This is a genomic window from Paludibaculum fermentans (assembly GCF_051172195.1).
Classification (GTDB): Bacteria; Acidobacteriota; Terriglobia; order Bryobacterales; family Bryobacteraceae; genus Paludibaculum; species Paludibaculum fermentans_A.
Window position 1 is genome coordinate 4,845,764 of sequence record NZ_JBPJAQ010000001.1, and the last position, 11,784, is coordinate 4,857,547.

At 62.8% G+C, this 11,784-nt stretch carries 11 protein-coding genes; 7 read left to right on the forward strand and 4 right to left on the reverse strand.

The features are described from left to right. The first annotated feature begins 224 nt into the window (after positions 1-224). Together ACR9Y2_RS19565 and rfbD are read left to right on the forward strand one after the other, a co-directional pair. Positions 225-593 carry a PilZ domain-containing protein gene (locus ACR9Y2_RS19565; RefSeq protein WP_435043287.1) on the forward strand — a complete coding sequence of 123 codons (369 nt, stop codon included), beginning with the start codon at positions 225-227 and terminating at the stop codon, positions 591-593. A gap of 292 nt (positions 594-885) precedes the next feature. Further along, entirely contained in the window at positions 886-1,764 is an 879-nt protein-coding gene (rfbD, locus tag ACR9Y2_RS19570) for a dTDP-4-dehydrorhamnose reductase (RefSeq protein WP_435043288.1), read from the forward strand. On the opposite strand, the gene ACR9Y2_RS19575 is transcribed toward rfbD, so the two are convergent. Further along, positions 1,761-2,516: an ABC transporter permease gene (locus ACR9Y2_RS19575; protein WP_435043289.1), complete on the reverse strand. Its 756-nt coding sequence runs from the start codon at positions 2,514-2,516 to the stop codon at positions 1,761-1,763. The two genes, rfbD and ACR9Y2_RS19575, sit on opposite strands and share 4 nt — an antisense overlap. A gap of 5 nt (positions 2,517-2,521) precedes the next feature. Continuing rightward, on the reverse strand, positions 2,522-3,418 hold the full coding sequence (locus ACR9Y2_RS19580) for an ATP-binding cassette domain-containing protein (RefSeq protein ID WP_435043291.1): 897 nt from the start codon (positions 3,416-3,418) through the stop codon (positions 2,522-2,524). Positions 3,419-3,582: 164 nt separating this feature from the next. Here ACR9Y2_RS19580 and ACR9Y2_RS19585 point away from each other — a divergent pair, with 164 nt between their 5' ends. Continuing rightward, positions 3,583-4,263, forward strand: coding sequence for a hypothetical protein (locus tag ACR9Y2_RS19585; protein ID WP_435043292.1), 681 nt, complete (start codon positions 3,583-3,585; stop codon positions 4,261-4,263). Between the two features lie 70 nt (positions 4,264-4,333). Here ACR9Y2_RS19585 and ACR9Y2_RS19590 read toward each other — a convergent pair whose 3' ends face one another. Beyond that, the gene (locus ACR9Y2_RS19590) at positions 4,334-5,218 is read right to left on the reverse strand and encodes an STAS domain-containing protein (protein WP_435043293.1); all 885 of its coding nucleotides are present in this window, start codon (positions 5,216-5,218) and stop codon (positions 4,334-4,336) included. After that, positions 5,215-7,875: a SpoIIE family protein phosphatase gene (locus ACR9Y2_RS19595; RefSeq protein WP_435043294.1), complete on the reverse strand. Its 2,661-nt coding sequence runs from the start codon at positions 7,873-7,875 to the stop codon at positions 5,215-5,217. Before ACR9Y2_RS19595 ends, ACR9Y2_RS19590 begins: the two co-directional genes overlap by 4 nt. 311 nt (positions 7,876-8,186) lie before the next feature. On the opposite strand from ACR9Y2_RS19595, the gene ACR9Y2_RS19600 reads away from it, so the two are divergent. The 4 genes from ACR9Y2_RS19600 to ACR9Y2_RS19615 all read left to right on the forward strand — a co-directional run bounded on the left by ACR9Y2_RS19600 (position 8,187) and on the right by ACR9Y2_RS19615 (position 11,602). Next, positions 8,187-8,717, forward strand: coding sequence for a hypothetical protein (locus ACR9Y2_RS19600; protein WP_435043295.1), 531 nt, complete (start codon positions 8,187-8,189; stop codon positions 8,715-8,717). 13 nt (positions 8,718-8,730) lie between these two features. Then, the gene (locus tag ACR9Y2_RS19605) at positions 8,731-9,384 is read left to right on the forward strand and encodes an isochorismatase family cysteine hydrolase (protein ID WP_435043296.1); all 654 of its coding nucleotides are present in this window, start codon (positions 8,731-8,733) and stop codon (positions 9,382-9,384) included. Positions 9,385-9,458: 74 nt separating this feature from the next. Continuing rightward, positions 9,459-10,736: an epoxide hydrolase family protein gene (locus tag ACR9Y2_RS19610; protein ID WP_435044885.1), complete on the forward strand. Its 1,278-nt coding sequence runs from the start codon at positions 9,459-9,461 to the stop codon at positions 10,734-10,736. Positions 10,737-10,786: 50 nt separating this feature from the next. Beyond that, the gene (locus tag ACR9Y2_RS19615) at positions 10,787-11,602 is read left to right on the forward strand and encodes an enoyl-CoA hydratase/isomerase family protein (protein WP_435043297.1); all 816 of its coding nucleotides are present in this window, start codon (positions 10,787-10,789) and stop codon (positions 11,600-11,602) included. Positions 11,603-11,784: the final 182 nt, after the last annotated feature.

Below are 11,784 nucleotides of genomic sequence, written 5' to 3' on the forward strand. Positions count from 1 at the left end.
ATATCGCCGATACTTAGCCTACTAGGCTAATGCGCCTGCACAATTAGTCCGGGGCGAGCCAAGGCGCTTGCGTCTTGCCGAAACCGCCAGTTGCCCACACTTTGGCGGTGCGGATAGGTGATGACCTTCGGTCATCCCGAGCATCGCTCCGGACCATTTCTTTCTCCCGCGCGCTCGCGCCTCGATTCCCTCATAGCCGGATCTCTTGTACCGATATGGCAGGCATGGAACGCCGCCAGTCGACTCGTGTACCTGTGGAACTCAGGACAACGCTAACCGTCCTGGGAGAAGCTGACCTGAATATAGCCGCGGAGGTACTGGACCTTTCCGGCAATGGAGCCCGAGTCCTGCTCGACAGGAAGCTGCCGATGGGTGCGTGTGTGAAGCTCGTCTTGGAGGATTGTCTCTACCTGGGAGAGGTTGCGTATTGCCGCCAGGTAGATGGCGGTTATCAGGCGGGGCTCACCCTGGAGCACGCAGTACACGCGCTGAACGACCTGCACTGGTTGATGCAGTCGCTCCTGGCGGAAACAGTCAGCTCGACCCGAGGCTTCGAATCCCGGCCAGAACCGAGATCAAAAGCGCGGCGCTGAGAGCCAAGAGCAATGCAAGGCCTACGCGGTTAGCCCGACGGCTTCGCCGGAATCCTGTTTGAATCAGGGTTCGCATTGGGATCTTCTCCATTGACTCAGACGTAAGCAAAGTGTATCAAAGTTGCAACGCGTTCTCCAGAAAGTGCCTGTTCTCCCCGGGGTGCACAGAAAATGTAACGAAGATCTCAAGTTTGCCTGGCATCCCGCGCTTCGGCATCGTCGTTTCCTGTGATTGTCCTATCGGCTCGAACGGCCCTCCTCCATAGGGGAATCGCGCTATATTACCTCTGAGATGCAGAAGAAGGTAGCCATTTTCGGTTGCGCCGGCCAGCTCGGCGTGGAGCTCATGCGTGAATTCAGCGAGCGCGGCGCGAAGGTCACGGGGTGGGAACGCAGTCATGTCGACATCACTTCCGCGCCGGCGGTAGAAGAGGCGGTAGCCTCGGTGGATCCGGAGATCGTGATCAATGCGGCCGCCTATAATATGGTGGACGTAGCCGAGAACGAGCCGTACGCCGCCTTCCAGGCCAACGGCCTGGCGGTCCGCAACCTGGCGCTGGCCAGCCGCCAGTGCGGCGCCCAACTGGTCCACTTTTCCACCGACTATGTGTTTGACGGCACATCGGATAGGCCGTATGTGGAGACCGACGCGACGCATCCCCTGGGCGCTTATGCGGTTTCCAAACTGGCGGGTGAACTTTACGCGCAGGCGTATCTGGCGAATCCGTTGGTGATCCGCACCTCCGGCGTATTTGGTCCGGGGGGCTTGCGGACGGCGCGCGGCAATTTCATCGAGCTGATGCTCCGCATGGCCAGGGAAGGGAAGACGATCCGGGTGGTGGAGGATCACGTGGCGAGCCCCACGTATGCCCCGGCACTGGCGTCGAGGACGGCGGATATGGTGGCGAAGGGCATCGACGGAGTGATTCACTGCGGCGGCGGCGCACCCATCTCGTGGTATCACTATGCGGAACTGATCTTCCGCGAGGCTGGCCTGCAGCCCGAACTGAAGCCTACGACGGAACGCGAGTACCGTACGCCGGCCCGCCGGCCGAAGTTCTCGCCGCTCTCCAACGCCAAAATGGAGTCGCTGGGGATTGAGCCGATGCCTTCCCTGGATGTGGCGGTGCGCAGCTACCTGCAACTGCGGGAACGGATGCTGGCCAGCTAGCGGATTTCGCGGCGCGAGAATTCCCAGGTGCCGGCCAGGGTCACGAGCACGGACCCTACGACCGAATACACCAGCACGTCCTCAGTGATGCCCGGTTTTGTCACCAGCAGGCGAGCGGGCAGGCACCACGGCCAGAGCCGGCCATACTTCTCTGAATTCACCAGCATGAAGCTGATGACGGTGGCGCAGATCCCGACGCCCGAAGCGGCGGCGAAGCTGCGCAGCCGCAAACTGAGGAAGTGATGGATGGTCACGACCAGCAGCGAGGCGGCGATGGTCAGCCAGGCGTCGTGCAGGAACAACTGCCACGGAACCGGGTCGGGGAATAGCAGGCGGGGTTCCAGCCATCTCAGCACGATTCCATTGAGCAGGGCGCCGGCCGTGAGGATCAGCGAGCTGACGACCACCATAAGGCACGGGATGATGAGTTTGGACCAATAGATGGCCCAGCGGGGCACGGGCATGGCGAGCAGGCTGCGCCAGCGGTCCTCGGTGTGTTCCAGGCCGGCCAGCAGCGCCGTCTGCAGCGTCACATACAACGGCAGCATGAGGACGCCCCAGAGGCTGAACGAATTGCGGTGCAGGATATCCCAGAGCGGTTGTTGCTTCTTCGCGAAGAAGTCGACCCGTTCGTGAAACATGAGGAATTCCAGCAACAGGATCAGGCCGGGGGCCAGGAAGACCAGCCAGAAGGCGAGGGTGCGGCGCAGTTTCAGGAGTTCGGCTGCGAAGGTTCTGAGGAAGATCGTCATGGGCGTCACGCTGGCTGGGTCAAGTCGAGGAACATCTCTTCGAGGGTGGGTTGGTGGCCGGTGATGAGGTAGACGGCGAAGCCGCGCTCGACAAGGAAGCGGTTGATCCGGACTACGGAATCCTGGTCGAGGGCCGGCAATTCGACGCTGGATCTTTCGCGTGCGACGGCGGGCCAGCCTTGTTGCCGGAGGAGTTCGGCGGCGATTTCGGGGCGATCGAGGCCAATGCGTAGAGAGCCCTGGCGGCGGGCCCGGAGCTCTTCCGGGGAGCCCTGGAACTGCAGCTTTCCGGCGGCAATGATGCCGATGTGGGAAGCGATCTGATCCACTTCACCCAGCAGGTGGCTGGACAGGAAGACCGAGATCCCGTGGGAGACGGGCATGTCGCGCAGCAGGTGGCGCATCTCCTGGATGCCGGCGGGGTCGAGTCCGTTCGTGGGTTCATCGAGGATGACCAGCTCCGGTTGTCCCAGAAGGGCCATGGCGAGTGCCAACCGCTGCTTCATCCCCAGCGAGTAGGTTTTGACGAGGCGCCCGCCGTCACTGGCGAGGTCCACCACGCGCAGGACGCGAGGGATATCGGTGGACGCCACCTGTTTTAGAAGGCAGGTGTGACGCAGATTCTCGATGCCCGTGAGATGTGGATAGAGGGAAGGCGCCTCGACCAGGGCGCCGATGCGCTTCAGGACGGAGAGGCGCTGGCTGGTGGACGATTCGCCGAAGATGCGGACTTCGCCCGAATGAGCCCGCAGCAAGCCGAGGAGGAGGCGAATAGTCGTAGTCTTGCCGGCGCCATTCGGTCCCAGGAAACCGAACACTGACCCCGCGGGCACCTGCAAGCTCAGGCTGTTCACGGCAATCCGGTCGCCGAAGCGGCGGGTGAGTCCCTCTGTTTGAATCACCAAGTCGTGCATCTGATCGGAAGACGAGTGAATTGGCGAATTATTCCCGGCTGGGCGGATCCGTTCACTGGTAAGACTTACCGGAATCCAGCGGGCACCTGGGCGCAAGCTGATGCAAACAGGCGAATCGAGCAGTGTGGCACGGTGCATGCATTTGCTTTCCCGTGATGCAACGCAAAACGCTGATCGCCTGCGTGACGGTAGCCGCAGCAGCGCTGTTGACGGGCTGTGAGCCTGGGGGTTCGACTGTGGAAGCGGCAGCGGCGGTTCCGGCGGAACCTGCCACCGCTCGCCAATTCACGCTGGTGACGATCCAACCGGGCACTCACTTGGCGGTGCGGCTGAATCACGCAATCACGACGGACCGGAACCGGCCGGGAGACCGGTTCACGGGAGTGCTGGTTGCGCCGGTTGTGGTGAACCAGGAGACGGTCATCCCTACGGGTGCGAACGTCACCGGCACCATTCGGCGCAGCGCGTCTTCCGGTCGTTTCAAGGGCAATGCGGTCCTGTCATTGTCACTCACCAACGTGGATTGGAACGGCCGGACGTATAGCGTGACATCCAATCCGGCCACGCGCTATAGCGGAGGCCACAAGAAAAGGAACTGGGCCATGATCGGAGGAGGATCCGGCGCCGGAGCATTGATCGGAGGGCTCGCCGCGGGCGGCGGTGGAGCGCTGATCGGAGCCGGCGCCGGGGCGGCGGCAGGCACAGTGGGTGCGGCCTTTACGGGCCGTAAACAGGTGCGACTGCCACCGGAGACGTTAGTCAATTTCAGGCTGGCGTCACCTCTCACCGTGCGGACAGAGGCGCGCAAGGGCGTCTCGCGGGATCAGGCGTAGATATTCGGGCGGAATTTCTGCGTCTGGTCCCGCCATGGGGACCGCTTGCCGGCCGGAACTGAGATAACCGTCAATACTTCAGGAGCGCGATGGAGAGTTGGGGCGTGTCCGACACGTTGCCCAGCCAATTGAGGGCGACATCGCGGTCTTCAAAGAAGGGTGGCTGAGTAGGGAAGCCAGCGCGGACTCCGTTGGGCAAGCCGTTCAGCGAAACGGCCACCTTGGCTGGGGAGCCTGCGCCGGAGAGCAGAGACAGCAGCGCATCGCGGCCCGCGTCGTCGCATTCCGTCATGCCCGACATATCGACCAACAGGCGCCTGGGGCCAGGCACCACAGCCCAGAGTTTTTTCAGAGCCCGGGAAGAGAAGAGCGTCAGGCGGCCGAGGAAGATCAGTTCAAAGGGCGCTCCGCAACGCAGGGTTAGAGTTTCCCGCGCATAGCTTGGAACACTCAACGCGCGGACTGCGGCGCGGCCGGCCACCGGGTCAATATCCGACAGTGTGAACGCCCCATCGCACCGGCCGCACGTGTGACTGGTTTCGTCGCACCCCTTCCGGATATACGCCAGGACCCGATTCTGACAAACGGGACACTGGAAGGGATAGCTGGGTCCGCCGAAGGAGCGCACGGCCGCGGCTTCGTCCTGATAGACATCGAAGACCGTGTAGAGCTTGGTGATCTGCAGGAAATCAACGATGCGCTTCTTCGGGCTTAGCAGTTTCAATGCGCCGCCGCTGTTATATACCGTTGTGAAGCCGCTGACCAGTTCACCCACACCCGAACTGTCCATGTAGGCAATTTCGGCCAGCAGGAGAACGAGCTGGTTCCTGCCGATTTCAACCTGGCCTTTGATGGTCTCCCTCAGGAGCGCGGAGCCTTCTCCCAGAGTGAGGCGGCCGGAGCACTCCAGAATCGTCACATCGCCGACATCGCGTTTGGTGATGATGCAACTCATTGGGCGCCACCTCCCGAGACCAGATCGATTTGAATGGCGACGACCGTGACGTCGTCCACGGCATCGGCTTCTCTCGGATGGCGTCGCCAGGCGTCCAGGATGGCCGAACCGACGGCCCTTGCGCCCTCTGCCGCTTTGGCGGCCACAAGATCGAGGAAGCGGTAACCAAAGGGCTCCCCCACCATGACGTGGTCTTCCGTGAGGCCGTCGGAGACGAGCACAAGAATGTCGCCGTCGTCGACCTCGACCGCATATTCCTCAAACCAGGGAGTGGGCTCAGGTTGCTGTGTGGCGCTGTTCAGCAGGTTGCCGGCGAGGGGCAAAAGTTCGCACGCGCCCCGCTTGCGCGAGTAGTGCACCGGATTCGGATGGCCTGCGTTGGCCAACCGGACGACGTGCCGCTTGGGGTCGACGGCGATGCACTGCATGGAGATTCTTCGGAAGTAGGCGTAGGGGGCGATCATGCCGTCCATGGCAGCGAGCACGGCGCCGAGGTCGCGGCAGTTGCCTTCCAGCACCAGTTGACGGAACAGGTTGCCCATGAAGCGCGCGACGAAGGCGCTTTTGAAGCCGAGGCTGGGAGCGTCGCCAATGGCGAGAAAGAGGCGTTGCTCCTGGGTGACGACCTCGAAGAAATCCGCCGGGACCTCCGCCTTGGGGAGGATTCCCACGTAGATGTCGAGGCCGGCGGCATCGGCGATGAACGGTTCCAGCAGTTGGGTCCGGAAGGCGAGGGGGCCGGAGCGGTAGGGCTGGAGCGTGTTGGCGACGTGGGCCATCGCCTCTTCGCCGATCACGCCACGCAGAGACTCCACCAGTTCGACGCAGTGTGCAATGACGCCGGGATCACGGCGTTCCAGCAGCGAGCGGGTGAGCAGTTCCAGGCTCTCCAGGGCAGAGTAACCGAGCAGCCGCACGGCTTTGGTGAGGAACGACTCGTCTACCACTTCCACCAACCGCTGCTGGGCTCCGGCCTCGTACAGGTGGTGGGCCAGGGAGTGGTAGCGGTAGGAATTGGCCGGATTTCCGGGCTGTTCCAGCCATTCGGCCAACCGCCGGTGCGCTTCGCGGAGTTCATCCTCATAGAGCAGGGCGCGGCGCACGAATTGATGGAAGGAGGCGTGGTAGAAGCCGTAGCCCTCCTCGCCGTCGAGGAGGAAGGGCAGGATGGGCCGGATGGCCGTCTCGTCGATGGCTCGCTGCGTGGCTCCGGTGATCTGGCTGAGGTCCCGGAGGGAGAGCGTTTTGCGGGCTACAGACAGCAGCCCCAGGATACTGCTCAGCAAAGTATTGCCGGCGGCGAGGCTGCGGGTGGCGGCGCGATAGAAGCCCTCGATGGAGGTGGGCAGCTTCGTGAGGTCGAACGAAGGATTTGCGCGGAACTGGTCGAGTACGGCCTGGAGGTAGAGCGGATTGCCCTGGGCGGCCTCAGCGATGCGCTCCAACTCGGCTGCGGTGGTGCCGGGCCGGCTGCGCAGGATGATGGCCTGCATCACCTCGAGGCTGAGCGGGTGGAGGGTGAAGACCTCGTGGGGCAGGGAAAACAGGCGCTGCCGGAGGCGCCCGAGGAGATAGCCGGGCCTGGAAGTGAGCACGACGAAGACGCCGTTGGGGAGGGTCTCGGCGGGCAGGAAGGGTGGATCGGGAGCGTTTTCGGGCAGTTCGTCGAGGGCATCGACGACCAGGACGAGTCCGCCCTGTTGGGCGGAGCTGCGCCGCAGACAATCCTCGAACGCCTTGGTCAGGGTGGCGAGCGATTCCGAATGGAGGGCTTCGCTGCAGGGCGGGTCCAGTTGGGCGAGGAGGGAGAGCAGGATGAGGCGCGGCTCGTCGCGGCCGCCCATGCGGTTGATGAAGTGGTGGGCGTAATGGCCTGAGGAAATGATGCGGCAGGCGAGCGCGGTCTTGCCCTGGCCGGGACTGCCGCAGATGACGAAGTAGCCGCGGCGGTGTTCCTGGCGAAAGGCCTCAAACGCCTGCAGGGTTTCCTCGCCGCCGATGTAGGTGTGCGCGCGCTCGGCGATGATGCCGGCCTGTACGGAGAAGTAGGCGTCGCCGATGGCCGGTTTCTGAATCGCAGGGGCGGTGGGTGGCGGAGCGAGGGGCGGCAGGGCCGACGCGAGAGGGTAAGTCCTGCGGATATAGGCGGTGAGGTGGCGGCGCAGGGCGGCCTCGAATTTGCCGGCCCCGAGGTAGGGCCACCAGAGCCCTTCCTTGGGGAACTCCTCCTGAAACTGGAGCACCTTGCCCCACTGGTCCGCCTCTGACTTATTGCGGGGTTTGTAGGCTTTCTGATTGAAGTAGACCATCACCTGCGGCCTGCCCTGGCGGCGCCAGCCGGCGATGGCGTTGCGGATCTCGTGCTCGGTCCCGGAGGCGGCGTCGTTGACGGGGGTGCCGAAGCGTTTCCAGAAGAGGCCGATCAGCAGCTCGCAGTCCTCGATGCTGAGGACGCTATCGATGAGGTACTGGGGGCCATCCACGTGGAAGCCGGGATAGGCATCGGTTTCCCAGCGCACGGCTTCGAGGCGGAGGTTTCGATCGACGCAGATGGAGCGGTTAATTTCCTCGAGTACAGCCGGGACGAGGTCCCGTTCCTTTTGTACGTCGCCTGGCGAGGCGACAACTACACGCAGGATCCGCGGCGTTTCGGCCATAGGCGCTTGGACCACCTTACCATCGGTGCGCGCGTTTTCGAGGGGTGAGGCGCTTTTTCCAGTACAAGTTTGGGTGGATTCGATCAGTGTCGTGTCAAGCCGCCGACACTGAGCGGGCCGCAGTTTGACGTGTGACACGAGCCCATCCGCGAACAGGGCACAAGTCCTTTCGTTTGAGTCGGAAGTCGCGTGCCAGCGATTGGCGGGCGATTTGCACCCTTGGTGAACCACGACTCAAAGAAAGACCGGACGGCCCGAGAGGCTCGCCTCTCGGATGGGCCAGTGCCGCACACGTGGAAGGAGGCTAATTCATGGAAGACAACATTCTGGTTCAATCCAGTTTCTCGGCGACGATCCATGCGCCGATTGAGAAGGTGGATATTCCAACCTGGTGCTTTTCGCTGCCCGAGGCGGAGTACCAGGCCTGCTCACCGGCTCACTGCTCAGCCGGATCCACAATTGCCCCGGATGGCCGGCGCATGTCGATCAATGTCGAGGTGCTGGGGGGCAGCATGATGGTGCAGCACTATGTCGAGGAGATCGGGCAACCGGACCATCTGCGGCTGGTTTCGAACTCAGACGTATTCACGCCGGCGGGCCGCACGAAGATTGGGGTGATCTGGGACCTGGCAGTCCGGAAGATCGACGAGCAGACGTGCGAGTTCACGAACACGGTGGAGAGCTCCTTCACGCCGGAGCTGACGGACTTCCTGGCAAAGCAAGGCATCCCGGTGGACGTGTTCCGGGCCGGTCGCAGACCCATTTCAGAGGCCCACAACCACCAGGAGACGCCGCTGTTCGCCAGGAGCATCGAGCGCCATGCATTGCGGAAGGCTGAGTAGGACCGGAGGAAGCATGGCACAACTCAGCTATGAGAAAGCGATCACCGGACTTCTCGTGATCGACCCCTATAACGACTTCCTCTCAGAAGGCGGCAAGGTGTGGGATCGCCTGAAAGGCATCGCCGAAGCAAACCAGTGCGTGCCTCACATGAAGCAGGTGCTGGAGGCGTCGCGCCAGGCTGGAATCCGCGTGTTCTACGCAATGCATCACCGGTATCGTCCGGGTGACTACGAGGACTGGAAGTACATTGCGCCGATCCAGAAGGCGGCGTGGTCGCGCAGGACATTCGAGTACGGCACCTGGGGTGGTGAGTTTCACAAGGAGTTCGAACCGCAGCCGGGCGATGTTGTGGCTTCGGAGCATTGGTGTTCGAGCGGATTCGCCAGCACGGATCTGGATCTACTGCTCAAGAAGCACGGCATTCACAAGTTGATCGTCGTGGGTCTGATTGCGCATACGTGCGTGGAGGCGACCGTTCGTTTTGCCGCGGAATTGGGCTACGAGGTCACGATGGTGAAGGATGCGACGGCGGACTACTCCGAGGTAGAGATGCACGCCGCGCTGGAGGTCAACATCCCCCACTACGCAAGTGCGGTGGTGACGGCGGATGAGATCGTCGCGGCCATCTCCTCCGCAGCGGGTGTCGAGGCAGCCGCCCGGGCCTGACTAGATCGAGGAAAGGAATCCACATGAATATCAGGAAGACACCAACTCAAAACTGGCGAGGGACGCTGGTGGTGATGGGGGCGATGGGGCTCTGCGCCGCCATCCCCGCGCACTCGCAAACCAGCGGGATCGGGAACCACTATACGGATGCGGCCGCCGTCAAGACGCGGCCTGACGACACCTCCATCCGTCCCTTCCAGGTACATTTTCCGAAGGAGGCACTGACGGACCTGCGCCGCCGGTTGGCCGCCACGCGCTGGCCGGAAGCGGAGACGGTTAACGACCGCTCACAGGGTGTGCCGCTGGCGACGATGAAGAGCCTGGTGCGCTACTGGCAGGGCGGCTACGACTGGCGCAAAGCGGAGGCGAAGCTGAATGGCCTGCCGCAGTTCGTCACGAGGATCGATGGAGTGGACATCCACTTCATCCATGTGCGCTCGAAGCAGGCCAACGCCTTGCCGCTGATCATCACGCACGGATGGCCGGGCTCGATCCTCGAGCAGTTGAAGATCGTCGGTCCGCTGACTGATCCGACAGCCAACGGGGGCAAGGCGGAGGATGCCTTCGATGTGGTGATCCCCTCGTTGCCGGGCTACGGTTTCTCCGGCAAGCCGACGGCGACGGGCTGGGATCCCATCCGGATCGCACGTGCGTGGACGGTGCTGATGAAGCGCCTGGGCTACACGAGATTCGTCGCGCAGGGCGGCGATTGGGGCAATGCCGTGACGGAGCAGATGGCGCTGCAAGCTCCGCCGGAGTTGATCGGGATTCACACCAACATGCCCGCCACGCTGCCGGCCGAGATTGCGAATGCCCTGCAATACGGTCAACCGGCGCCCTCCGGCCTCTCCGCCGAAGAGCAGGGAGCGTGGGATCAGCTTGATTTCTTCTACAAGCACGGCCTGGGCTATGCGCTGGAGATGGCCAACCGGCCGCAGACTTTGTACGGGCTGGAGGATTCCCCGGCTGGCCTGGCGGCGTGGATGCTGGATCACGACGCGCGCAGCCTCGAGCTGATTGTCCGCGTGTTCGACGGGCAGGCGGAGGGGCTGACGCGCGACGACATTCTCGACAACATTACGCTCTACTGGCTGACGAAGACGTCCACCTCTTCCGCCCGGCTGTACTGGGAGAGCAAGCTCGCGTTCTTCGCCCCCAAAGGGGTCCAGGTGCCGACGGCGGTGAGCGTTTTCCCCGATGAAATCTATGCCGCCCCGAAGAGCTGGACCGAGAAAGCCTATCCCAAGCTGGTCTACTTCAACCGGCTTCCGAAAGGCGGACATTTCGCGGCATGGGAGCAACCGGAGCTGCTGACGGGGGAGCTGCGTAACGCGTTTCGATCGCTGCGTTAGTTGGAGATATCGTCAACCGGTTTGGGTACGTACAAAGAAGGAGGATCAAGGTGACATTCGAGAAACTCAACGTCAAACAGGAAGACGCCGTACTGTTCGTGGAGATCGCGGCTCCCCCGATGAATCTTCTGGGGCCCGAGCTCGTCCGTGACCTGGTTTCCCTCATTCAGCAAGCCGAGCGGGATGAGGGCGTCCAGGTGCTCGTATTCAAGAGCGCCGACCCGGACTACTTCATCTCCCACGTCGACGTGACGCGGATCAATGAATACCGGGAGCAAGTGGCCAAGATGGAAGGGGCTGAGTCCCTGGCGCTGCTCTTCCGGCGGCTGAGCATGAGCCGGTTGGTGACGATTGCCCAGATCGAGGGCCGGGTGCGCGCCGTCGGCAGCGAGTTTGTGCTGGCGTGCGACATGCGTTTTGCGGCTCGCGAGACGGCGCTATTCAGTCAGTTCGAGCCGGCGTTTGGATTGTTGCCCGGCTCGGGCGGAGCCCAACATCTCGCCCGCCTGCTGGGCCGGGGACGCGCGATGGAGGTATTGCTGAGCGCGGACGATTATGACGCAGACACGGCGGAGCGGTACGGCTGGATCAATCGCGCATTGCCGGCCGCCGCGCTGGGTGAGTTTGTGGCCTCGCTGGCGCATCGAATTGGCGGGTTTCCGGCGGCCGGCCATGCCGTGGTGAAAGAAAGGGTCAACGCCGTTGCGCTGGCGCCGGCCGAGGAGTTCAGCCGCGATGGCGATCTCTTCAGTGCGGGGGTCCGCAATCACGAAGCGCAGAGCCTGTTCCAGGCTGCGATGAAGCGGGGCTTGCAGACGCGGGAAGGTGAACTGTCGTTGACCACGATGCTGGGCCTTGGGCGATGAGTTGGTGAGAGGCCTAGGGTCGCCTGATACCTCTTCCAGAACTACCGGAACATAACCCATTCGTGAGGATTGTCCCCTTCCGGACACAATTCTCGCTTGAGCGATTGGGCGGACACGCTGGCCTCATTGTGAAGGCCTTTTCCTCACTTAGGAGCAGGTCTATACTGAGCCGGTTCGATGGG

Coding starts and splice junctions, on each gene's coding strand:
- ACR9Y2_RS19565 (WP_435043287.1), top strand. CDS start 225: ATGGAACGCCGCCAGTCGACTCGTGTACCTGTGGAACTCAGGACAACG.
- rfbD (WP_435043288.1), top strand. CDS start 886: ATGCAGAAGAAGGTAGCCATTTTCGGTTGCGCCGGCCAGCTCGGCGTG.
- ACR9Y2_RS19575 (WP_435043289.1), bottom strand. CDS start 2,516: ATGACGATCTTCCTCAGAACCTTCGCAGCCGAACTCCTGAAACTGCGC.
- ACR9Y2_RS19590 (WP_435043293.1), bottom strand. CDS start 5,218: ATGAGTTGCATCATCACCAAACGCGATGTCGGCGATGTGACGATTCTG.
- ACR9Y2_RS19595 (WP_435043294.1), bottom strand. CDS start 7,875: ATGGCCGAAACGCCGCGGATCCTGCGTGTAGTTGTCGCCTCGCCAGGC.
- ACR9Y2_RS19600 (WP_435043295.1), top strand. CDS start 8,187: ATGGAAGACAACATTCTGGTTCAATCCAGTTTCTCGGCGACGATCCAT.
- ACR9Y2_RS19605 (WP_435043296.1), top strand. CDS start 8,731: ATGGCACAACTCAGCTATGAGAAAGCGATCACCGGACTTCTCGTGATC.
- ACR9Y2_RS19610 (WP_435044885.1), top strand. CDS start 9,459: ATGGGGGCGATGGGGCTCTGCGCCGCCATCCCCGCGCACTCGCAAACC.